Here is a 23,052-nt window from a genome sequence, read left to right as displayed (position 1 = left end):
GGGTGCGCTCCGGGGCGTGAGGGGTGCGGGTGCGCTCCGGAGCGTGAGGGGTGCGGGTGCGCTCCGGGGCGTGAAGGGTGCGGGTGCGGGGCGTCGTCGCCGGTCCGGCGGGGGCGCCCCGCACGCATGTTCACCTGTTCGAGCGACATCCGGCCCGGAACCGATTCCGGGCCGGGGACGTATTCAAGGTGAGGGGGTTCTCCCGCGGACACGTGGGAGGCATGGGGCACGATAGGGGCCGTCAGGAACAAGATCCAGTCAATCCCGGTGTGCGGAACGGCCCGTGCGGCCATACTGCTCGCCGGGGTGGTCCTCCACCGGAGCCGGTCCACCGGCGCTCCGGGGCGGACCGGACCGTCAGCGACCGAGGGGGAGGTCACGTGGCACACCCGCCGATCCCGCCCGCCGAACCGGCGGCGCGGAGCACGGCCCCGGCGCCCGCGCGCCCGGCCGGCGTGCCCGCGCAGCCGTCGCCGGCACGCCCGGCGCCCCTGCCCCCCGCCGCGCCGCCCGCGGGGCGCGGGGCCTGGGCCGTGGGCCGGGAGCTGCTGCGGGCGGCCGCGACGACCGAGCCCGGCCGGCTCCGGATCCTCGGAGCCGTACTGGCGCTGCTCGTCGTCGCGTTCGGGGCCGTCACCGCCCTGGAGGTCACCGGCCGGGCCTCCGCCGCCGACGACGTCGTGGGCCGCAGCCAGCCGCTGAGCGCCGACGCCGCCGCGATCTACCGCTCCCTGGCCGACGCCGACACCACCGCCGCCAGCGGCTTCCTGGCGGGCACCCTGGAGCCGGCCGGATCGCGCGAGCGGTACGCGGAGGACGTCGCCACCGCCTCCCGGCTCCTCGTCAAGGCCGCGGCGCACACGGACGGTTCGCCGGAGTCGGCCCGCGAGATCACGGTCCTGAGCCAGCAGCTCCCGCGCTACACGGGCCTCGTGGAGCGCGCCCGGGCCGCCAACCGGCAGGGCCTGCCGCTGGGCGGCGCCTATCTGCGGTACGCCAACCAGCAGATGGCCACCGTCCTGCTGCCCGCCGCCGAGCGGCTGTACGGGGCGGAGACGGAGCGGCTCCGGCGGGACGACGACGCGGCCCGCGCCTGGCCGTACGCGTCGCTCGCGCTCGGCCTGGTCGCGCTCGCCGCCCTCGGACGGGCCCAGCGCCGGACCTACGTCCGCACCCACCGGGTCTTCAACCACGGGCTGCTCGCCGCCACCGCCGCCACGGGCGCCGCCCTGCTCTGGCTCCTGGCCGCGCACACCGTCGCCCGGGCCGGCCTCGACGACGCGCGGGCGCACGGGCAGGAGTCCCTCCAGGTCCTCAACACGGCCCGGATCAGCTCGCTCACCGCCCGCGCCAGCGAGAACCTGACCGTGGTCGCCCGGGGCGCCGTCCTCACCGAGGACGGCAAGGGCGACAAGTACGAGGCCGACTACACGGCGAGCATGGGCGCCCTGTCGGAGGCGCTGGCCTCGGCGCGGGGGCTGGCCGACGACGACGCCGGCCGGAAGCCGGTCGACGCGGCCACCGCCCACGCGGGCGAGTGGCGGCAGCGCCACAAGGACGCGCGGGCGAAGGACGACGCCGGGGACTACGAGGGCGCCCTGGACCGGATCGTCGGCGCGAAGGGGTCCACCGGGGAGTCCTTCGACCGGGTCGACGCGGCCCTGGAGCGGGCCCTCGCGCACGAGCAGGCCGAGTTCACCCGCTCCGCCGGGGACGCCGGGGACGCCCTCTCGGCGCTGCCCCTGGGCGCGGCGGCCCTCGGGATCCTGGGGGCGGCGGGCGCCGTGCTCGGCGTCAACCGCAGACTGTCGGAGTACCGGTGAGAGGGGGAAGGATGTCCGAGGACACGGAGCCGCTGGTGCGGCGGGCGGCGAAGCGGCTGCGCGGCTGGGGCGGAGTGGCGGCCATGGCCGTGGCCTGCGGGCTCACCGCCTCGGTCACCCTGCTCCCGCTGGCCCGGGAGGGGAGCGGCGCGGCGGCCGCGCCCGGGACGGGCGCCGGTACCGGCGTGGGCGGCGGTACGGGCGCGAACAGCGGTGCCGGTGCGGGCGGCGGGACGGGGACCGGCGCGGGAGTCGGCGTCCAGGTCAAGGCCGACACCTGCCGGAACCCGGAGGCCTCCCTCACGCCCTCCACGGAGGACGGGCCGGCGGTCCGCGCCGTCAAGGAGCGCGGGAAGCTGATCGTCGGCGTCGACCAGTCCAGCTACCGCTGGGGCTACCGGAACCCGGAGAAGGGCGTCCTGGAGGGGTTCGACATCGCCCTCGCCCGGGCCATAGCCAAGGGCGTCCTCGGCGACGAGAACGCCGTCATCTTCCGCGCGATCCCCACCAACCAGCGGATCGCCGCCCTGGACAGCGGCAAGGTCGACCTCGTCGTGCGCACCATGACGATCAACTGCAAGCGGATCGAGCAGGTCGCCTTCTCCACCGCCTACTTCCAGGCCGGGCAGCAGGTCCTGGCGCCCAAGCGCTCCGACATCACCGGCTACGACCCCTCGCTGCGCGGCAAGCGGGTCTGCACCGCCGAGGGCTCCACGGCCCACGAGGCCCTGGAGGAGAACTCCTTCGGCGCCGTCTTCAAGGACGAGGGCGACGGCACCAAGGACGACAGGGACCTGCTGACCGTCCCCAACCAGCTGGACTGCCTGGCCCGGCTCCAGCTGGGCGAGGTGGACGCCGTCGTCACCGACAACGCCCTCGCGGCCGGCCAGGCCGCGCAGGACCCGGCGGTCGAGCTCAAGGGGAAGCCGTTCACGAAGGAGTACTACGGAGTGGCGGCCAAGCTGGGCAACGACGACCTGGTCCGCCGGGTCAACCACGTCCTGGTGGGGTACCGGCAGGGGCCCTGGCAGGCGGCGTACGGGCAGTGGCTGGAGAAGGACCTGCCCGGGATATCCGGGCCGCCCGCTCCCCTGTACAAGTAGCCGCACACGCAGCCGCCGCGTGCGGCCCCTGCACGACACGAGTCCTCGTACACATGGCGGAAGAGGTGACCGATGGGCGTCACGGGGCCCCCTGGGCCGGTGATGGACCGGGACGAGGTGGACCGTGCGCTGGCGCGGCTCGGCGCCGAGCACAAGGCGGTCGAGGACTCGCTCCTCGCGCTCCAGGACCACGCGGGCCGCAGGCTCCTCGAAGGGGCCGAGCTGACCGGCACGACCCGGGAGCGCTGGGCGGCGGCCGAGCGGACCATCACCCTGCTCTGGACCTGCTTCGACGTGTACACCGGCGCCCTGCGGGAGGCGCGTGAGGTGCGGGCGCGGCGCCGCTGGCCCGGCCGGGAGGAGCTGGTGGAGCTGACCGACCGGCTGCGCGGCGAGAGCGTCGTCGTGCCGGGCGGGGCGGGCGAGGAGGCGCTGCTGTCCGAGCGCTTCACGCTGGAGGGCCTGGTGCGGCGGATGAACGAGCTGTACGCCTCCTCGCTCGACCTGGTCGTCACCGCCGACGCCGTCTGGTCGGCGCTGCCCGCCCGGATAGACCTGCTCGCCGCCGAGCTGGGCCGGACGCGGTCCCTCGCGCACTCGGTGGGCGTGCGGCCGGGCGAGCACCCGGCCGGGGATGAGCTGGAGGAGATCACGGCCGAGCTGTCCCTGCTGCGCTCCCAGGTGATCACGGACCCGCTGGCCTTCTGGCGTCCCGCGGCGGGGAGTTCGACGCCCGGCGGGGGCCGCCCCGACACCGGGCGGTACGACCGGGCCGCCCTGGCCCTGGAGGACGTGCGGCGCGAGATCGAGGCCGTCCTCGCGGTCCGGCAGGACTCCGAGGACCGGCTGCTCCGGCTGCGGGACGTGCTGTCGCGGGCGGACCGGACGCTCGCCGAGGCGCGGGCCGCGCGCGGCGAGGTCCTCGCGAAGATCGCCGCCTCCGAGGTGCCGGCCGTGAGCGGGCCGCCGACGGCGCTCCAGGAGCGGCTGGTGGCCGCCGCCGAGTACCGCAGGCACGCCCAGTGGCACCGGCTCTCCCCGCTCCTGGACTCCCTGGAGCGGGAGGCGGAGGACGAACTGCTGCGGGCCCGCGAGTCGTTGACGGCGGTGACCGCGCCGCTCGCGGTCCGGGCGGAGCTGCGCGGCCGGCTCGACGCGTACCGGGCGAAGGTGGCACGGCTCGGGGCGGCGGAGGACCCGCTCCTGATCGAGCGGTACGACACGGCCCGGCGGATGCTGTGGAGCGCGCCCTGCGACCTGCGGGTCGCGGAGGAGGCGGTGCTGCGCTACCAGCGGGCGGCGGCCGAGGTGCTGTCCGCCTCCGGGGGCGCGGAGGGCCCGGGGGCGGAAGGCGCGGGGAACGCGGAAGGCGCGGGAGGGCGACAGTGGTGAGCGGGGAGACGGGCGCGGGGACCTGCCAGCGCCCCTCGTGCGAGGGCTCGTACGAGGACATGGGCGGCGGCGAGCTGTACTGCGACACCTGCGGGCTCGCGCCGGTCGTCGCGCCCGGCGGGATGATCGGCCCGACGCGGACCGGGCTGGCCGTGCCCGGCCGGTCCACCCGCACGGGAACGGGCGCGGGGTCGGGTACGGGCACGGAGACGGGCACGGGCACGGGGACAGGAGCGGGCGCGGGGATCGGCGGGCTGGACTCCCGCTCCGCGCGCAGCGGTTCGCGGGCCTCGTCCCGCTCCTCGACTTCGCGCCGGTCGGTCTCGGGGCGCCTCTCGCGCTCGCTGTCCGGGACGTCCACGGGCCGTTCGGTGTCGGTGCGCAGCTCGGGCCCGTCGACCGGGCAGTCCGCCCGGAACCGGCTCGGCGCGGGCCTGGTCGCGGTCCCGGAGGTGCCGCGCCCCGACCCGCGGGCCGCGGTGATGGAGAACCCCGAGGTCCCCGAGCGGAAGCGGTTCTGCTCCCGCTCCGACTGCGGGGCCCCGGTGGGCCGCGCGCGGGGCGACCGGCCGGGCCGCACGGAGGGCTTCTGCACCAGCTGCGGGCACCCGTACTCCTTCGTGCCGAAGCTGCGGGCCGGGGACATCGTCCACGGCCAGTACGAGGTGGCGGGCTGCCTGGCGCACGGCGGTCTGGGCTGGGTCTACCTCGCCGTCGACCGGGCCGTCTCGGACCGCTGGGTCGTCCTCAAGGGCCTGCTGGACACCGGCGACCAGGACGCCATGGCAGCGGCGATCTCCGAGCGCCGCTTCCTCGCCGAGATCGAGCACTCCAACATCGTCCGGATCTACAACTTCGTCGAGCACCTCGACCAGCGGACCGGCTCCCTGGACGGCTACATCGTCATGGAGTACGTCGGCGGCAAGTCGCTCAAGGAGATCGCCAACGGGCGCCGGACGCCCGACGGGCGGCGCGACCCGCTGCCGGTGGAGCAGGCCTGCGCGTACGGCATCGAGGCCCTGGAGGCGCTCGGGCACCTGCACAGCCGGAACCTGCTGTACTGCGACTTCAAGGTCGACAACGCCATACAGACCGAGGACCAGCTGAAGCTCATCGACATGGGCGCGGTCCGGCGGATGGACGACGACGAGTCCGCGATCTACGGCACGGTCGGCTACCAGGCGCCGGAGGTGGCCGAGGTCGGCCCCTCGGTGGCGAGCGACCTGTACACGGTGGCGCGCACGCTCGCCGTGCTGACCTTCGACTTCCAGGGCTACACGAACGTCTTCGTGGACTCGCTGCCCGACCCGGAGAACATCGCGGTCTTCCGGACGTACGAGTCGTTCTACCGCTTCCTGGTACGGGCCACCGACCCGGACCCGGCGCGCCGGTTCGCCTCCGCGCAGGAGATGGCCGAGCAGTTGACGGGCGTGCTGCGGGAGGTGGTGGCGGTCCAGTCGGGGCGGCCCCGGCCGGCGCTCTCGACGCTGTTCGGCACGGAGGTGCGGGTCACGGACACGGAGCTGTTCGCGGAACCGACGGAGGACGTGTCCCTGCTGGGGGCGCGGCGGGTCCGGGGGGGCCGGAAGGCGCGCCCGGGGACGGGGGGCGCCACCGGTGCCGGTGCCGTGGTTCCGCCGCAGACCGGTGCCGGGGCCGTGGTTCCGCCCGGGGCCGGGCTCGGGGGGCTGCTCGCGCCGCTGGACACGCCCGCCGTCGCGCTCGCGCTGCCCGTGCCGCACGTCTCCCCGGCCGACCCCAACGCCGGTTTCCTGGCCGGTCTGGCGGCCGCCGCGCCGGGCGAGCTGCTCGGGGCGCTCCAGGCCGCGCCCGCGCCCTCCGTCGAGCTGCGCCTGCGCACCCTGCGGGCCCAGCTGGAGCTGCGCGACCTGCCGGCCGCCGCCCGGACGCTCGCCGGTCTGGAGGAGCGGGACCCGGACGACTGGCGGGTCGTCTGGTACCGGGGCGTCGCCTCGCTTGTGACCGGGGACCACGAGCACGCGGCCCTCGCCTTCGACGCGGTGTACGACGCCTTCCCCGGCGAGCCGGCGCCGAAGCTGGCCCTGGGCGTCTGCGCCGAGGTCCTCGGCCAGTTGGACAACGCCGCCGAGTACTACCGCCTGGTGTGGACGACCGACCCCGGTTTCGTCAGCGCGGCCTTCGGGCTCGCCCGGGTGCGGCTCGCGGCGGGCGACCGCGCCGGGGCCGTACGGACCCTGGAGTCCGTGCCGGAGGCGTCGATCCACTACACGGCGGCCCGGGTCGCGGCCGTGCGGGCGCGGCTGCGGCGGCGCCCGCCGTCCGAGCCGCTCGGCGCCGACCTGACGGCCGCCGCGGCACAGGTCTCGGCGCTCCAGGGCTTCGGCCTGGACGCGGTGCGCCGGGAGCGGTTGGCGACGGAGGTCCTCGGAACGGCCCTCGACTGGGTACTCTCCGGGAGTCCCGGTGCGGCACCGGGCGGCGGCGCGCTGCTGCTCGGGAGCGAACTGGACGAGCGCGGACTGCGCTTCGGCCTCGAACGCGCGTACCGGGTGCTGGCCCGGCTCGCCCAGCAGGGCGGGGAAAGGATCGAACTGGTGGAGCGGGCCAACCGCTTCCGCCCCCGGACGTGGGTGTGAGGATGTCCCAGAAGCCGAAGCCGTCGCACGGACTCGCCGCCTGCCCGGGCTGCGCGGAGCCGCTGGATTCGGGTGACCGGTTCTGCGGGGCGTGCGGTTACGACCTGTCGGCCGCACCGGCCGCCGGGGAGGGCCCCGACCGCCCGACCGTGGCGATCGGCACGCCCGTGAACTGGCCGGACGCCCCGCCGCGCGAGCCCGGTTCGCTCTCGACCATGACCCAGCACCCCGGCGACCTGCCGGGCACCGACTCGGGCGGCCACGACCTGCCGGCGGACGGCGCGGCTCCCGCCGCCCCCGCCGCCGGTCCCGCCGACCCCGGTCCCGCCGCTCCCGGCCCCGCCGCCACCGGGGACTTCGAGCTGGCGGCGCCCGATCCCCGGGCGGCCGTACGGGTCGACGACCCGGTGCCGGCTCCGGCTTCCGTACCGGTTCCCGAGGCGGTGACGGGGGCGGCGCACGGTGCCGGGCTCTGCGTGGCCTGCCGGGCCGGGCGGGTGGACACCGACGGTTACTGCGAGAACTGCGGGCACGCGCAGCCCCGCGAGCGCGACCACATGGAGCGGGAGTTCGGCGGCGTGGCCGCCGTCAGCGACCGGGGGCTGCGCCACCACCGCAACGAGGACGCGTTCGCGGTCTCCGCGACCACCCTGCCCGACGGCTCCCCCGCCACCCTGGCCGTCGTCTGCGACGGCGTCTCCTCGGCGACCCGCCCCGACGAGGCCTCCGCCGCCGCCGCGGAGGCGGCCGGGGCCGCGCTGTGCGCCGCGCTGCCCCGCGGCACGCACCCGCAGCAGGCCATGCACGAGGCGATCGTCGCCGCCTCCGAGGCCGTCAACTCCCTCGCGGAGAAGGCGGCCGACGGTGAGCCCCAGCGCAACGCGCCCGCGTGCACCATCGTCGGCTCCGTCGTCGCGGATGGCCTGCTCGTCGTCGGCTGGGTCGGCGACAGCCGCGCCTACTGGGTGCCCGACGACCGGACCGCCCCGGCCGCCCGGCTCACCGAGGACGACTCGTGGGCCGCGCAGATGGTCGCGGCGGGCCTGATGAACGAGGCCGAGGCGTACGCGGACGAGCGCGCCCACGCGATCACCGGCTGGCTCGGCGCCGACGCGTACGAACTGGACCCGCACACGGTCGCGTTCAAGCCGGACCGCTCCGGCGTGGTGGTGGTCTGCACGGACGGCCTGTGGAACTACGCGGAGGACCCCGCGGACATGGCGCGGGTCGTCCCGGCCGACGCGGCGGACCACCCGCTGCACGGCGCCCGGGTCCTGGTCGGGCACGCCCTCGACGGCGGGGGGCACGACAACATCACGGTCGCGCTCGTCCCGTTCGCCGTCCCCCCGCAAGGGGCAGGATCCGCCTGAGCGTTCACCGGCCCCGTCCTTCCCCCTCGCCGTCGCCGTCGCCGTCGCCGTCGCCCAGTAGCTGTTGCACCGCCGTTGTCCCGTCGCCGTTGCCCGAGGAGCCGAACTGATGGCGAACTTCTCCAAGCCGAGCGTGCCCCGGTTCTCGGTGGACGTGTACCAGAACGAGTTCCTGCCGGAGGGCGGCCGGGACGTCAACGCGATCGTCACGGTCACCTCGACCGGCGGCGGCGCCGTCGGCGCGGGCGCCCACGGCGCGGCCGGCGTGGTGATCATGGTCGACTGCTCCGGCTCGATGGACTACCCGGCCGCCAAGATGCGCGGGGCGCGGGAGGCGACGGCCGCCGCCGTCGACACCCTGCGCGACGGCACCTCCTTCGCCGTCGTCGCCGGCACGCACGTGGCGAAGGAGGTCTACCCGGGGAACGGGCGGCTCGCCGTCGCCGACGCCCGCACCCGGGCCGAGGCCAAGGAGGCGCTGCGCCGGCTCACCGCGAGCGGCGGCACGGCGATCGGCACCTGGCTGCGCCTCGCGGACCGGCTGCTCTCCTCCACCGACCTCGCCATCCGGCACGGCGTCCTGCTCACCGACGGGCGCAACGAGCACGAGTCCCCGGGGGCGCTGCGGGCCGCGCTCGACGCCTGCGCGGGCCGGTTCACCTGCGACGCGCGCGGGGTCGGCACCGACTGGGAGGTCAAGGAGGTCACCGGGATCGCCTCGGCGCTCCTGGGCACCGCCGACATCGTCGCCGACCCGGCCGGCCTCACGGCCGACTTCACGGCGATGATGGAGCAGGTGATGGGCAAGGGCGTGGCGGACGTGGCGCTGCGCCTGTGGACCCCGGTCGGGGTGGAGATCGCCTTCGTGAAGCAGGTGGCGCCGACGGTCGAGGACCTCACCGGGCGGCGCACGGAGGCGGGGCCGCGCGCCGGGGACTATCCGACGGGCTCGTGGGGCGACGAGTCCCGCGACTACCACGTGAGCGTGCGGGTGCCGCGGGCCGCGGTCGGCCAGGAGATGCTGGCCGCCCGGGTCTCCCTGATCGCCCCGGACCCGGCGGGCGGCGATCCGCGCCCGCTGTCTCAAGGGCTGGTACGGGCGGTGTGGACGGACGACCTGTCGATGTCGACGTCGATCAACCCGCAGGTGGCGCACTACACGGGTCAGGCCGAACTGGCGGACGCCATCCAGGCGGGTCTGGATGCCCGCAAATCGGGCGATCACGACGGCGCGACGGCCAAACTGGGCCGTGCCGTGCAGCTCGCGGCGGCCTCCGGCAATGCCGATACGGCGAAACTGCTTTCGAAGGTGGTCGACGTGGTCGACGCGGTGGCGGGTACTGTGCGTTTGAAGGCGAAGGTCGCCGAAGCGGACGAGATGACACTCGAGACCCGCTCCACGAAGACCGTTCGCGTCAAGAGGTAGCCCGGTCACCGGGCCGGACGACGAGAGGGGGAAGCACCGACATGCCGACCTGCCCGAACGGACACCAGTCGGTCTCCGACGACTGGTGCGAGGTCTGCGGCCATCGCATGGCCGCGGCGGGCGCGCCGACGGGTGCCGTACCGCCGTCTCCCCCGCCGCCGCCCCCCGCGTACGGATACCCCGGCCCCGGCGGCCCGGGTGGACCCCATGGCCCTGGCGGCCCGGGCGGTCCCGGCGGTCCCGGCCTGCCTCCGGCCGGTCCCCCGCCGAGCGCTCCCGGCGGCTTCGGTCCCGGTGGCGACCCGAACGCCACGGCCCAGGCGGAGCTCTGCCCGCAGTGCCGCACGCCGCGTGAGCACATGGCGCCGTTCTGCGAGGAGTGCCGCTGGAACTTCCTCACGAACACGGCGACCTCGTACACGCCGGTGGCCCCGGCCAACCTTCCGCCGCGGCAGCCCGGGCCCCCGCCCGGCCTGAACCTGCCGCCGGGCTTCCAGACCCCGCCGCCGGGCGCCCCGCAGGCGCCGCAGCAGCAGGACCCGTTCGGGTACCAGGGCTCGCGGCCCTCGCAGGTGAACCGGCCGGCGGAGCCGCTCGGCGCCGAGCCCACCCACCACCAGTCCCCGCCGCAGCGCCCGCAGCAGCACCAGGGGCCGCCGCAGCCGCCGGGACAGCAGCAGGCGCCCCAGCAGCCGCCGGGGCAGCAGCAGCACCAGGCCCCCCAGCAGCACCAGTCGGCGCCCCCCGCGTACCTCCAGGCACCGGCCCAGGCGCCCGCCCAGGCCCCGGCGCCCCCCGCGCCGCCGCAGCCGCGCGCGGACGACGACTGGCTCCTGCCGCCGCCGTCGCAGCACCAGCCCCCGCAGGCTCCCGCGCACCAGGGCCCGCCGCAGCCCCCCGCACACCAGGGGCCCCCGCCGCAGCAGCACCAGGCACCCCAGCCGCCCCCGCAGCAGCACCAGGGGCCGCCGCAGCAGTTCCATGCGCCGGAGGCGCCCCGGAGCTGGAGCGCGGTCATCGGTCCGGACCGCGCGTACTTCATGGCGATGATGCAGCGCAGCGGCCCGGAGGCCACGGGCCTGAACCTGCCCGCGTACTCCCCGGACAAGCACCTGCCGCTCCAGGGCAACCAGGTCTCCATCGGCCGCCGCCGGCACTCCACCGGCGAGTCCCCCGACATCGACCTGTCGGTGCCGCCGGAGGACCCGGGCGTCTCGCACCAGCACGCGGTCCTGGTGCAGCAGCCGGACGGCTCGTGGGCGGTGGTGGACCAGAACTCCACCAACGGCACCACGATCAACGGCGGTGAGGAGCCGATCCAGCCCTACGTCCCCGTCCAGCTCCAGGACGGCGACCGGGTGCACGTCGGCGCCTGGACCACGATCACGATCCGCCGGGGCTGACCCCGCGGAGGGGCGGGGGCCGGGGGTCTTAGGCCTCCGGTCCTCGGTCGGGGCATCTGAGACGATGGAGCGGTGAGCGAGATTCCCGGGGAAACGGCACAGGAGCGGACCTTCTACGAGCAGGTCGGCGGCGAGGAGACGTTCCGCCGTCTCGTCCGCCGCTTCTACGAAGGCGTCGCGGAGGACCCGCTGCTGCGCCCGATGTACCCCGAGGAGGACCTCGGCCCCGCCGAGGAGCGCTTCGCCCTCTTCCTGATCCAGTACTGGGGCGGGCCCCGCACCTACAGCGACCGCCGGGGCCACCCCCGCCTCCGCATGCGCCACGCCCCGTTCGCCGTCGACCGGGCCGCCCACGACGCCTGGCTCCGCCACATGCGGACCGCCCTGGACGAGCTGGACCTCGCGCCCGCGTACGAGGCGGAACTCTGGCGGTACTTCACCTACGCCGCCGCCTCGATGGTGAACACGGCGGGCTGACCCCGCCCCTCCCCCCCTCCCCCCCGCCCTCCGGTCCGCACGATTCGCGTCGTACGGCGGCATGTTCCGGTCAGCAGGGCGGCGGCGTGCCCCGCCCCGCCGGGGCGACCCGCTTCCTGGCGGGCCTCGGCCCGGACGACCTCACCCTGAGGATCGTGGAAACCGGGCACGGGGACGGTCGTACGGACGGCCGTACGGGCGGTCGCACCGCCGCGTCCCCCGGCGGGCCCGCCGCCGCCCGGCCCCCGTGCTCGTCGGCACCTGCCGGGCGCTCGCCGCGCTCGGGCCGCTGCGCGCCTGTCCGCGCGGCGGGGCGGGCGCCAGGTGCGTACGGGCAGCGCCGGGGGCACGTCCGGGCAGCCCCCGCGTACGGAAGGGCACATTCCGGAGTCGGGGCACCGGATAACGGTCACGATCGCGTCAAGGTGGGCCCGCAAGCGGTTTCCAGCCGTACGTGCGTTCTGAAAGCATCCGGGGGGGGAGTTTCAGGGGCGTTCGGAGAGCGTTCGACGCGCGCACCGCGATCAGGGCGGCCAGGGGGACGGGTGACGGGGTTCGTATTTCTGCGTGTCGGGGCGCACCGGCTGCTGCTCGCCGCCGCGCTGCTCGCCGTGCTCCTGACCACCACCGTCCTCGCCACCCTCGCCGCCTTCTCCGGTTCCATCGGGGACGCCGCGCTCCAGGCGGGCCTGCGGGGCCGGTCCGCGGCCGCCGCCTCGCTGCTCGTGAGCGGCCGGGTGCCCGCCGAGAAGCGGGCCGGCGCCGACGCCGCCGTGCGCGACGGGACGCGGGCGTCCTTCGACGGGCTGCCGGTGACCGTGCGGCGGCTCGAAAGCTCGGGGCCGTACGCCCTGCCCCGGAGCCTCCGGCCGGCCGCCGCCCGCGAGGGCGAGCCCGACCTCACCCACTTCGCGGCGCTCGACCGCTCGCGGCTCTCCCTCGTCCGGGGCTCCTGGCCCTCGGCCGCCCGGACCGGCGGCGTGGTCGAGACGGCGCTGCCCGAGGAGGCGGCCCGGCGCCTGAAGGCCGGCCCCGGCACCCTGCTCGACCTCACCGACCGGCTCACCGAACGGCGGGTGAGGGCCCGGATCACCGGCGTCTACCGGCCCGTCGACACCACCGACCCGTACTGGCGGCTCGACCCGGCCGGCGGCCGCGGCGTGCGGACGGTGTCGTTCACGACGTACGGGCCGCTGCTCACCGACCCGGCCGTCCTCGCCTCCGGTGCCCTGGCGCCCGGCGACACCTCCTGGCTCGGCACCGCCGACTTCACCGGCTTCACCACGGACCGGATGGACGCGCTGCGCGCCGCCGCGACCGAGGGCCCGAAGGCCCTGGCCGAGAACCGGGCCGCGTTCGGCGCGACGGTCTCGGCCTCCACCGGGCTGCCGGCCGTCCTCGACCAGACCGGGCGGGCGCTGCTCGTCTCCCGCTCCACCCTCCTGATCGTCGCCGTGCAGCTGGTGCTGCTCGCCGCGTACGCGCTGCTGCTCGTCGCCCGGCTGCTCAGCACCGAGCGCTCCGGCGAGACGGCCCTGCTGCGGGCGCGCGGTGCCTCGCGGCGCCGGATCGCCGGCCTCGCCGCCGCCGAGGCGCTGCTGCTCGCCCTGCCCGCGGCGGTCGCGGCCCCGCTCCTGTCCGGGCCGCTGACCCGGCTCTTCGCCGAGCGGTCCGCGCTCTCCTCGCTGGGCGTGCGGCTCGACACCTCGCCCTCGCCCGGGGTGTGGCTGGTCGCCGCCGTGGTGGCGCTGTGCTGCGCGGCGGCCGTCGTGGCGCCCGCGCTCGCCGCCGGGGACGGCGCGGCCGTCCCGTTGCGCGAGGCCCGCTCGGCGTCGCTGCCCGGCGCGGTGCGGGCCGGGGCGGACCTCGGGCTGCTCGCCGTCGCCGCCGTCGCGTACTGGCAGCTCCAGCGGCCGGCCGCGGCGGGCGGCACCCTCGGCGCGGACGGGGGCGGCGGGGGCTCCGTCGATCCGGTGCTCGTCGCCGCGCCCGCCCTCGCCCTGCTCGCCGGGACCGTCCTGACGCTGCGGCTGCTGCCGCCCGCCGCCCGGCTGGCCGAGCGGCGGGCGGCCGGCGGGCGCGGGCTCTCCGCCGCCCTCGCGGGCTGGCAGTTCAGCCGCCGCCCGCTGCGGGGCGCGGGCCCCGTCCTCCTGCTCGTGCTCGCCGTGGCGATGGGCATGCTGGCCGTCGGGCAGAGCGGTTCGTGGGAGCGCTCGCAGCACGACCAGGCCGACTTCCGGGCCGGTACGGACATCCGGGTCCTGAGTCCCGGTCCCGGCGAGCCCACGCGGACCGAGCGTCTGGGCGCCGTGCCGGGCGTCACGGCCGTGGCGCCCGTGCACCGCACCGACACGGACGCGTCCGGCCGGAGCGCCACCGTCCTCGCCGTGGACACCCGCGACGCCGCGGGCGGGATGCTGCTGCGCCCCGACCTCGCCGGGACCACGGCCCCGTCGCTGCTCGCCCCGCTGGCCCCGAAGCCCGGGCCGCGCCCCGGGCTCGCGCTGCCCGCCGGGAGCCGGGCGCTCGCCGCCGACCTGCGGGCCGCCGCGCCGGCGGGCAGCGGGCCCTCCCGGGTCACGGCCGTCCTGGAGGACCCGAGCGGCGTCCCGTACCGGCAGGCCCTGGGCTCGCTGCCCTCCGACGACCGCGTCCACCGGCTGTCCCTCGACCTCGGCGCCCTCACCGCCGCGCCCGGCGCCGACGGCGGCCGGGGCTCCGGCGGGCTGCTCACGCTCACCGGCCTGGAGTTCGACGGCGGGATCGCCAAGGGCCCGCGCCACAACCGGACCGTCCGCGTCGAGGGGCTGACCGCCACCGGGGCGGACGGCGGGACGCGGACGCACGCGCCCGCGGAGGTCCTGGCCGGCTGGTCGTCCGAGATCGAGCAGACCGAGAGCGGCGAGGGCGGGACGAGCCGCGCGGCGGCCGGCGGGCCCGGTCGGCCCGCACCCGGCGGCGGCCCCGCGCCGTACTCCGTCTCGTTCGAGGCGCGGGGTCCGGCGGCCGGCGATCTCCACGCGGTGCCGGAGGAGTACGCCCTGCGCCTCGGGGCCCCCGCGTCGAAGCCGCCCGAGCGGCTGCCCGCCGTGGCCACCGGGGCCTTCATGGCGGCGACCGGCGCCAAGCCCGGCGACACCGTCGCGGTCACCGTCGGCGGCCTGCGCGTCCCCGTCTCCGTCGACCGGGTCGTCGAGGAGCTGCCGACCACCGGGCCGGGCGCCCGGACGGCCGCCGACCCGTCCGCCGCCGCGTCCGCGGACGGCGGCGCGGTCCTCCTCGACCTGGCCGCCGTCAACGGCTACCTGGCCGGGACCGGCGACGGGACCGCGTCCCTGCCGGCCACCGAGTGGTGGCTGACCACCGCCCCCGGGCGGACGGCCGAGGTCGCCGCGGCCCTGCGGGCCCGCCCCGACGCGGACCCGGCGCAGGTCCTCGTACGCGACGAGATCGCCGCCGAGCTCCTCGGCGACCCGCTCGGCGCGGGCCCCGACGCGGCCCTGACGGCGGTGGCGGCGGCCGCCGCCGCGCTCGCCGCCGTCGGCTTCGCGGTCGGCTCGGCCGGCGCGCTGCGGGAGCGGTCCGCCGAGTTCGGGGTGCTGCGGGCGCTCGGCACGCCGCAGCGGCGCCTGGCCCGCCTGATCGCCGCCGAACAGGGGCTGCTCATCGGCATCGGACTGCTCGTCGGCACCGGACTCGGCACCGTCCTGGCCCGGGCCGTCGTCCCCCTCGTCGTCCTCACCGGCCAGGCCGCCCGCCCCGTCCCCCCGGTGCTGGTCGAACTGCCCGTCGGCCGGGTCGCCCTGCTGATCGCCGGGGTCGCCGCCCTCCCCCTGGCCATCGTCGCCACGATCGCCCTGCGCCGCACGGACCCGGCCGTGACCCTGCGCCACCAGGGGGCGAACTGATGCCACCGACCGACGAACACGGGGGCGGGGTGCCGGGCGGGTCCCCGGAAGCCGAGCCCCCGGGCACGGGCGGCATGCCCGCCCCCGGTCCGAACCGGACCTCCGGCCAGGCCCCGAACGAGGCCCCGACCACGGGCGGGACACCGGCCCCGGACACGAGCCGAACCCCGGACGGGTCCTCAGGCCGGGCCCCGGACGAGGCCCCCGGCGCAGACGGGGCACCGACCCGGATCGCGAGCCGAACCCCGGACCGGTCCTCCGGCCGGATCCCGGACGAAGCCCCCGGCCCAGACGGGGCACCGACCCGGATCGCGAGCCGAACCCCGGACCGCTCCTCCGGCCGGATGCCGGGCGACGCCCCGGGCACGAACGGGCCCTTCGGCCGGTCCCCGGACAGGGTCGCCGCCCCGGGCCGGGGCCCCTCCGCCCCCGGCGGCGACAGCACCGACCAGCCCGACGTACGCAGGAAGGCACCCGACATGCCCCGGCCCCGGTCCTCCCGGCCCGACCAGCCTTCCGGCCCCGACCGTCCCTCCGGAGCCGGCGACCGGCCCACCGGACCCGAGGATCGGCCTTCCGGGACCGGCGACCGGTCCACCGGACCCGGCGACCGGCCTTCCGGACCCAAGCACCGGTCTTCCGGTTCCGACAACCGGCCTTCCGGGACCGGCGACCGGCCCACCGGGCCCAAGCACCGGCCATCCGGGACCGGCGACCGGTCCACCCGACCCGGCGGCCGGCCCCCCGCGCCCTCCCCGGTCTCCGCGCGCAGCGCATCCGCGCCCTGGGTGCGGACCCGGCTGCGGACCGCGCCCCGGGCCGCCGCGGCGCTCGCGCTGCTCGTCCTGGTCACCGCCTACCTCGCGGCGGCGCTGCCGCGCGCCGTCGACCGGTACGAGACGGAGGGCCTCCGGCACGACGTCGCGTCCGCCGCGCCCCGCGACAGCGTCCTCGAACTGACCTCGCCGCTGCCCGTCGCCACCCCGTCCCAGTACGCGGCGGCCCTGTCCCCCGAGACCCTCCGGAAGCGGAGCGACGAGCTGCGGGCCCTGCTGCCCGACCCGATCCGTACCGACCCGGCGCAGACCGCCCACGGCGTCCGCACGGTCGCCCGGCTCGAAGGGCTCGACCCCTGGCTGCCCCGGCCCGACGGGATCTCCCCCCGGTTCGTGCTCTCCTCCCCGTCCGGCCTGGACCGCCACGCGACGCTCCGGCAGGGCAGGCCCGCAGCGGGCGGCCCCCTCCGCCCGGAGGCGGTGGTGACCGTGAAGACCGCCGAGGCCCTGCGCCTGAAGCCCGGCGCGGTCGTGCACGTGCCGAGCCGGAACGGCGAGCGGGTGGCCGTCACGGTCACCGGCGTCGTGGAGCCGCACGGCCCCGAGACCCCCTACTGGGCGGTGGAGCCGCTGCTGCGGGCCCCGGCGCTCGCCCCGCTGGTGGGCGACGAGGTGAAGCACTTCTGGCAGGCGGCCCTGCTCCTCTCCCCCGGCTCGGCCGCCTCGCTGCTCGCCACCGCCGGCGAGCCGGAGGTCTTCTTCCGGTACGCGCCGACCGCCGGCCACCTCACCGCGCGGGACACCGACCGGCTCTCCGCCGCCCTCCACTCGGTCGGCGGCGGCCCCGACCTGGTCAGAATGACCAGGGCCGTGGGCGGCAACGCCACCGTCACCACCGGGCTCGACGAGATCGTCGACGCGTACCGCTCGATGCGCGACGCGATCGACCCGGTCGTGGCCGTCGCCGTCTTCGGGATCGGCGCGGTCGCGGCCGTCGTCCTCGCCATGACCGGCGGCCTCTTCGCCGCCCGCCGCGACGCCGAGCTGGCGCTGCTGCGCTCCCGGGGCGCCTCCCTCACCGGCATCGGCCTGCGGCTGCTCGGCGAGACGTCGGCGGTCGCCGTGCCCGCCGCCGCGCTCGCCCTCGGCCTCGCGGTCGCGACGGTCCGCCCGCCCGGCGGCACCTACGGGGCGGCCGGCGGGCCGGGCGGACCCGGTTGGCTCGGCGGGATCCCCCTCACCCCCTCCCTCCTCGCCGCCTCCGCCGTCGCCCTGGTCGCGATGCTCGTCCTGCCGCTGCGGGCGGTCGTGCTGCACCGGCACCCGCGCCTGCACGGCGGCCGCGACGACCTGCTGACCGCACGCCCCTCCCGGCGCCGCACCGTCCTCGAACTCACCCTGCTCGCCCTGGCCGTGGGCGCCGTCGTCTCGCTGCGGCTGCGCGGCGCGGGCGACCCCGGCGACCACCTGGTGAGCGCCGCCCCCGTCCTGGTCGGCCTGATCGCCGCCATGGTGCTCGTACGGGTCCATCCGCTGCCGCTGCGGTGGCTGGGCCGCCCGGCCCGCCGGCTGCGCGGGGCGGTCGGCCCGCTGGCCCTGGCCCGCGCCGGCCGCTCGTCCTCGACCGGCGCGCTCCCGCTGCTCGCCCTCGTCCTCGCCCTGACCACGGCGGCCTTCGGCGGTTCCGTCCTCGCCGGCGTCGCCGACGCCCGCGACCGGGCCGCGCTCCTGTCGACCGGCGGGGACGCCCGGATCGACGGCTCGGTCGAGTGGACCCCGCTGCCCGCGGGCCTGGCCGAGGCCGTGCGCGGTACGGCGGGGGTGCGGGACCTGGCGCCGGTGCAGATCGAGTACGGGGTGGCCCTGCCGTCCCACCGGGGCTCCTCCGCCCGGGCGATGAGCGCCCCGCTCGTGGGCGTCGACCCCGCCTCGTACACCCGGCTGGCACAGCGGACCGGCTTCGGCCCGTTCCCCGCGGAGCTGCTGGCCTCGACGGGGAAGGGCGGGCCGGGCGCCACGGCCGACACCGGCCGGGTGCTGCCCGCGATCGCCTCGCCGTCGGTGGCCGAGCGGATCGGCCGCGAGCCGCTGGAGGTCGTGGCGGCGGCCGGGACGTTCCGGGTGAAGGTGGTCGGCGTCCGGGCGGCCACCCCGGCCGTGCCCGGCGCGGACTTCCTCCTCGTCAACGGCACCGACCTCACCCGCAGGGCGGCCACCACGCTGCTCGTCGCGGGCCCGGTGGACGGGACCGCGCTGCGGAGCGCCGTGCGGGCCCGGACGGACGCCTTCCGGGTGACGCTGCGGAGCGAGGAGCGGGCCGGTTACGTGGACTCGCCGCTCCAGACGGGCGCCGAGCGGATCTATCTGGGCGCGATCGGCACGGGCGCCGGTTACGCCGTGGTGGCCGTGCTGCTCTCCCTCGCGCAGAGCGCACCGGAGCGGAACGCGCTGCTCGCCCGGCTGCGGACGATGGGCCTGACCAGGAAGCAGGGGCGGCGGCTGCTCGGTCTTGAGGCGCTGCCGCAGGCCGTCCTCGCGGCGCTCGGCGGCGTGCTGGCGGGCTGGGCGACGGTGCCGCTGCTCGCGCCGGGCGTCGACCTGTTCCGGCTGGCGCTGGCGACGGCCCCGGGGCTCGCCCGGATCGACGGCGCCCCGCTGCGGGCGGACCCGTGGTCGCTGCTCGTGCCCGCGCTCGCCGTCGTGCTCCTGACGGCGCTCGCGGCGGCCGGGCAGGCCTGGTGGGCGGGGCGCAGGGGCTCGATCAAGGAACTCAGGGCGGGAGACGCACGATGACGAAGACCGGGATCCAGGGCGGGGCCGGGACCGCAGGCCCCGGGAACACCGGGGCCTCGGGGGACGCCACCCTCGAGGAGCTGGAGCGGCGGGCGACGGCGCGGCGGGACCGGCCCTCGTACGGGCACGACGCGCTCATCGCCTGCGACCGGCTCGTCCGCGTCTTCACCACGGACGGGGTGGAGGTGCAGGCGCTCCAGGGGCTCGACCTCCTCGTGAAGGAGGGCGAGCTGATGGCCCTGGTCGGCGCGTCGGGCTCCGGCAAGTCGACGCTGATGAACATCCTGGCGGGCCTGGACGTGCCGACCGCCGGCGCGGCCCGGGTCGCGGGCCGCGACCTGCTCGCGATGGACGGCGGGGCGCGGCTGCGCTACCGGCGCGAGGTCGTCGGCTTCGTCTGGCAGCAGACCGCCCGCAACCTCCTCCCCTATCTGACGGCCGCCCAGAACGTGGCGCTGCCCATGCAGTTGCGGGGCCGGTCGAAGGCGCGGCGGAAGACGGAGCGGGCGGAGGAGCTGCTGGCGATGCTGGGCATCACGGAGATCCGCGACCGGCGGCCGCACCAGCTCTCCGGCGGCCAGCAGCAGCGGGTGGCCATCGCGGTCGCCCTGGCCAACGACCCGGCCGTGCTCCTCGCCGACGAACCGACGGGCGAGCTGGACTCGGCCACCGGCGAGCAGGTCTTCGCGGCCTTCCGCCGCGCGAACGAGGAGCTGGGCACGACGATCGTGATCGTCACCCACGACCAGGCGGTGGCCTCCGAGGTGCGCCGCACGGTCGCCATCCGGGACGGCCGGACCTCCTCGGAGGTGCTGCGCCGCACGGAGGTCGACGAGCAGGGCCGGGAGTCCCTGGTGGCCCGGGAGTACGCGATGCTCGACCGCGCGGGCCGCCTCCAGCTCCCGGCGGAGTACACGCAGGCGCTCGGCATGGAGCACCGGGTGGCCCTGGAGCTGGAGCAGGACCACATCGGGGTCTGGCCGGACGACGCGGACCGCCGATAGGCCCCGCCGACGCGGACTGCTGATAGGCCCCGCCGACGCGGACCGCCGACAGGCCCCGCGGGGCGGGCGGCCGGGGTCAGCGCCCCGGGGCCACCGGCAGCGCCATCGGTACGGTACGGAGGGCGACGGAGCCGTACGGCGTGCGCAGCCGCAGCCACGGGCCCGAGGCGAACAGCGCGACCGGGCCCTCCTCCGCCCCGGCGGGCGGCAGGAAGCCGAGGGACTGGGCGGCGTGGACGGCCCGCAGGGGCAGTCCGGTGCCGCCGAGGGTCCTGGACCAGATCTCGCGGCCGATCCGCTCGCGCTCGGCCCGGGTGCGCCGCTCCTCGGGCAGCTCCTCGTCCCGCGTGCGGAACTCGGCGACGGCCGCCGCGACCGCGCCCCGCATCTCGGTGGCGCCCGGCAGGCCCGCGACCGGCCGCCAGCCGGAGCGCGGCGGCAGGACGCCCGCCCAGGGCGGCCCGGTCACGGTACCGGGGACGACCGCCTTGCCCGCCGTCTCCTCGATGCCGTCGAGGAGTTCGCCGGCGGAGACGGTGACGTCGAGGTCCACGGCGTCGACGAGCCGGGCCGTGCGGATCGCGAGCACCTCGAACGACGGCGGACGTCCGAAGACGGCCAGCGCCCCGCCGCCCGCCTGGAGGCGGACGGCGGCGGCCCGGTCGTAGTGGACGAGCCGGGTCAGGAAGGCGGCGAGGGCCGCCGCCTCCCGGGCGTCGGCGAAGTGCAGCGGCGCGAGGACGGTCATGCGGCGGAGGTCATCCCGTCGTCCACGTACTCCTCCAGGAAGGAGCGCTCCTCGGCGGTGATCCGCCGGGGCCGCTGCGCCTCCAGGTCGAAGGGCACGACGACCGTGGACGCCCGTACGTAGACGGTGTCGGGGTCCTTGATCTCGTACGCGATCGTCAGCGACGCCGCGCCTATCTTCGTGACCCACGACTCGACGGTCACCGGCTCGTGCCGGTGGACCAGCGGCCGCACGTAGTCGATCTCGTGGCGGGCCACGACGGACCCGCCGGAGAACGAGGGGGAGCCGTTCCCCGGCGCCAGGCGGAACATGAAGTCGATCCGCGCCTCTTCCAGGTACCGCAGGAAGACGACGTTGTTGACGTGCCCGAAGGCGTCCATGTCCGACCAGCGCAGGGGGCAGCTGTAGAGGTGCCTCGCCATGGGTCCGTCAGCCCCGGGTCAGCTTCTTGTGGGTGGCGCGGTGCGGACGGGTCGCGTCCGGGCCGAGCCGCTCGATCTTGTTCTTCTCGTACGACTCGAAGTTGCCCTCGAACCAGAACCACTTGGAGTCGCCCTCGTACGCCAGGATGTGCGTGGCGACCCGGTCGAGGAACCAGCGGTCGTGGGAGACGACCACGGCGCAGCCGGGGAAGTCGAGGAGCGCGTTCTCCAGGGAGGACAGGGTCTCGACGTCGAGGTCGTTGGTGGGCTCGTCGAGGAGCAGCAGGTTGCCGCCCTGCTTGAGGGTGAGCGCCAGGTTGAGGCGGTTGCGCTCGCCGCCGGAGAGCACGCCGGCCGGCTTCTGCTGGTCCGGGCCCTTGAAGCCGAACGCGGAGACGTAGGCGCGGGACGGCATCTCGACCTGGCCGACGTTGATGTAGTCCAGCTCGTCGGAGACGACGGCCCACAGCGTCTTCTTCGGGTCGATGTTGGAGCGGCCCTGGTCGACGTACGAGATCTTGACCGTCTCACCGATCTTGATCTCGCCGGAGTCGGGCTTCTCGAAGCCCTGGATCATCTTGAAGAGCGTGGTCTTGCCGGCGCCGTTGGGGCCGATGATGCCGACGATGCCGTTGCGCGGCAGGGTGAAGCTGAGGTCGTCGATGAGGACCTTGTCGCCGAAGGCCTTGGAGAGGTTGTTGACCTCGACGACGACGGAGCCCAGGCGCGGGCCCGGCGGGATCTGGATCTCCTCGAAGTCCAGCTTCCGCATCTTGTCGGCCTCGGCGGCCATCTCCTCGTAGCGGGCGAGGCGGGCCTTGGACTTGGCCTGGCGGCCCTTGGCGTTGGAGCGGACCCACTCCAGCTCTTCCTTGAGGCGCTTCTGGCGCTTCTCGTCCTTGCGGCCCTCGACCTTGAGGCGCTCGGCCTTCTTCTGGAGGTAGGTCGAGTAGTTGCCCTCGTACGGGTGGGCGCGGCCGCGGTCGAGCTCCAGGATCCACTCGGCGACGTTGTCGAGGAAGTACCGGTCGTGGGTGATGGCCACGACGGTGCCCTTGTACTGGGCGAGGTGCTGCTCCAGCCAGTTCACGGACTCGGCGTCGAGGTGGTTGGTGGGCTCGTCGAGCAGCAGGAGGTCGGGGGCCTCCAGGAGCAGCTTGCAGAGCGCGACGCGGCGCTTCTCGCCACCGGAGAGGTTGTTGACCGGCCAGTCGCCGGGCGGGCAGCCCAGGGCGTCCATGGCCTGCTCCAGCTGGGCGTCGAGGTCCCACGCGTTGGCGTGGTCCAGGTCGTCCTGGAGCTTGCCCATCTCCTCCATGAGCTCGTCGGTGTAGTTCGTCGCCATCTCCTCGGCGATCGCGTTGAACCGGTTGAGCTTGCCCTTGATCTCGGCGACGCCGTCCTCGACGTTCTCCAGGACCGTCTTGGACTCGTCGAGCTTCGGCTCCTGCATGAGGATGCCGACGGAGTAGCCGGGCGACAGGAAGGCGTCGCCGTTGGAGGGCTGCTCCAGGCCGGCCATGATCTTCAGCACGGTGGACTTACCGGCGCCGTTCGGGCCGACCACACCGATCTTCGCACCGGGCAGGAAGCTCAGCGTCACGTCATCGAGGATGACCTTGTCGCCGTGCGCCTTGCGCGTCTTGCGCATGGTGTAGATGTACTCAGCCAAGAGAAACCGTCCGGCAAAGAGTGAGTGGGCAGATACACCCCATCTTGCCTGACCGCCACCCCCGGGCGGAAACCGGTAGGACCGGAGGCCGGGCGCGCGGGCCGGGCATGCGGGCCG

Annotated in this window: 14 protein-coding genes; 11 read left to right on the top strand and 3 right to left on the bottom strand. The window is 76.4% G+C overall.

Annotation, left to right across the window (positions count from 1 at the left end):
• Positions 1–380 precede the first annotated feature (380 nt).
• The 11 genes from OO47_RS16015 to OO47_RS15965 all read left to right on the top strand — a co-directional run bounded on the left by OO47_RS16015 (position 381) and on the right by OO47_RS15965 (position 20,093).
• Positions 381–1,823, top strand: coding sequence for a hypothetical protein (locus OO47_RS16015; protein ID WP_407696310.1), 1,443 nt, complete (start codon positions 381–383; stop codon positions 1,821–1,823).
• Between the two features lie 11 nt (positions 1,824–1,834).
• Positions 1,835–2,926 carry a glutamate ABC transporter substrate-binding protein gene (locus OO47_RS16010; protein WP_030210574.1) on the top strand — a complete coding sequence of 364 codons (1,092 nt, stop codon included), beginning with the start codon at positions 1,835–1,837 and terminating at the stop codon, positions 2,924–2,926.
• Positions 2,927–2,998: 72 nt separating this feature from the next.
• Entirely contained in the window at positions 2,999–4,318 is a 1,320-nt protein-coding gene (locus OO47_RS16005; protein WP_030210571.1) for a coiled-coil domain-containing protein, read from the top strand.
• On the top strand, positions 4,315–6,936 hold the full coding sequence (locus OO47_RS16000; protein ID WP_030210569.1) for a tetratricopeptide repeat protein: 2,622 nt from the start codon (positions 4,315–4,317) through the stop codon (positions 6,934–6,936). The genes OO47_RS16005 and OO47_RS16000 overlap by 4 nt, the downstream gene beginning before the upstream one ends.
• A 2-nt stretch (positions 6,937–6,938) precedes the next feature.
• Complete coding sequence (locus tag OO47_RS15995; RefSeq protein ID WP_030210563.1) at positions 6,939–8,306, top strand: PP2C family serine/threonine-protein phosphatase; 1,368 nt, start codon at positions 6,939–6,941, stop codon at positions 8,304–8,306.
• 109 nt (positions 8,307–8,415) lie between these two features.
• Positions 8,416–9,732, top strand: a complete 1,317-nt coding sequence (locus tag OO47_RS15990; RefSeq protein ID WP_030210560.1) for a VWA domain-containing protein — start codon at positions 8,416–8,418, stop codon at positions 9,730–9,732.
• 41 nt (positions 9,733–9,773) lie between these two features.
• Entirely contained in the window at positions 9,774–11,135 is a 1,362-nt protein-coding gene (locus OO47_RS15985; protein WP_030210559.1) for an FHA domain-containing protein, read from the top strand.
• A gap of 72 nt (positions 11,136–11,207) precedes the next feature.
• The gene (locus OO47_RS15980; RefSeq protein WP_030210558.1) at positions 11,208–11,612 is read left to right on the top strand and encodes a globin; all 405 of its coding nucleotides are present in this window, start codon (positions 11,208–11,210) and stop codon (positions 11,610–11,612) included.
• Positions 11,613–12,157: 545 nt separating this feature from the next.
• Entirely contained in the window at positions 12,158–15,520 is a 3,363-nt protein-coding gene (locus OO47_RS15975; protein WP_030210557.1) for an ABC transporter permease, read from the top strand.
• A gap of 788 nt (positions 15,521–16,308) precedes the next feature.
• Positions 16,309–19,089: an FtsX-like permease family protein gene (locus tag OO47_RS15970; RefSeq protein ID WP_030210552.1), complete on the top strand. Its 2,781-nt coding sequence runs from the start codon at positions 16,309–16,311 to the stop codon at positions 19,087–19,089.
• On the top strand, positions 19,086–20,093 hold the full coding sequence (locus OO47_RS15965; RefSeq protein WP_030210550.1) for an ABC transporter ATP-binding protein: 1,008 nt from the start codon (positions 19,086–19,088) through the stop codon (positions 20,091–20,093). Before OO47_RS15970 ends, OO47_RS15965 begins: the two co-directional genes overlap by 4 nt.
• Positions 20,094–20,169: 76 nt before the next feature.
• On the opposite strand, the gene OO47_RS15960 is transcribed toward OO47_RS15965, so the two are convergent.
• Genes OO47_RS15960 through ettA form a run of 3 tightly spaced genes read right to left on the bottom strand, consistent with a single transcriptional unit; the run spans position 20,170 to position 22,935 of the window.
• Positions 20,170–20,841 carry a hypothetical protein gene (locus OO47_RS15960; RefSeq protein WP_030210547.1) on the bottom strand — a complete coding sequence of 224 codons (672 nt, stop codon included), beginning with the start codon at positions 20,839–20,841 and terminating at the stop codon, positions 20,170–20,172.
• Positions 20,838–21,263 carry an acyl-CoA thioesterase gene (locus OO47_RS15955; protein ID WP_030210544.1) on the bottom strand — a complete coding sequence of 142 codons (426 nt, stop codon included), beginning with the start codon at positions 21,261–21,263 and terminating at the stop codon, positions 20,838–20,840. The genes OO47_RS15960 and OO47_RS15955 overlap by 4 nt, the downstream gene beginning before the upstream one ends.
• Before the next feature lie 7 nt (positions 21,264–21,270).
• Positions 21,271–22,935 carry an energy-dependent translational throttle protein EttA gene (gene ettA / locus OO47_RS15950; RefSeq protein ID WP_030210542.1) on the bottom strand — a complete coding sequence of 555 codons (1,665 nt, stop codon included), beginning with the start codon at positions 22,933–22,935 and terminating at the stop codon, positions 21,271–21,273.
• Positions 22,936–23,052 lie beyond the last annotated feature (117 nt).

The organism is Streptomyces bikiniensis (assembly GCF_000716625.1).
Taxonomy (GTDB): Bacteria; Actinomycetota; Actinomycetes; order Streptomycetales; family Streptomycetaceae; genus Streptomyces; species Streptomyces bikiniensis.
This window is presented reverse-complemented; position numbering and strand designations above follow the sequence as displayed.

Excerpts from the sequence above, each read along its gene's own strand:
- OO47_RS16010 (WP_030210574.1), top strand. The coding sequence starts at position 1,835 with ATGTCCGAGGACACGGAGCCGCTGGTGCGGCGGGCGGCGAAGCGGCTG.
- OO47_RS15955 (WP_030210544.1), bottom strand. The coding sequence starts at position 21,263 with ATGGCGAGGCACCTCTACAGCTGCCCCCTGCGCTGGTCGGACATGGAC.
- OO47_RS15960 (WP_030210547.1), bottom strand. The coding sequence starts at position 20,841 with ATGACCGTCCTCGCGCCGCTGCACTTCGCCGACGCCCGGGAGGCGGCG.
- OO47_RS15995 (WP_030210563.1), top strand. The coding sequence starts at position 6,939 with ATGTCCCAGAAGCCGAAGCCGTCGCACGGACTCGCCGCCTGCCCGGGC.
- OO47_RS15990 (WP_030210560.1), top strand. The coding sequence starts at position 8,416 with ATGGCGAACTTCTCCAAGCCGAGCGTGCCCCGGTTCTCGGTGGACGTG.
- OO47_RS16005 (WP_030210571.1), top strand. The coding sequence starts at position 2,999 with ATGGGCGTCACGGGGCCCCCTGGGCCGGTGATGGACCGGGACGAGGTG.
- OO47_RS15965 (WP_030210550.1), top strand. The coding sequence starts at position 19,086 with ATGACGAAGACCGGGATCCAGGGCGGGGCCGGGACCGCAGGCCCCGGG.
- OO47_RS15985 (WP_030210559.1), top strand. The coding sequence starts at position 9,774 with ATGCCGACCTGCCCGAACGGACACCAGTCGGTCTCCGACGACTGGTGC.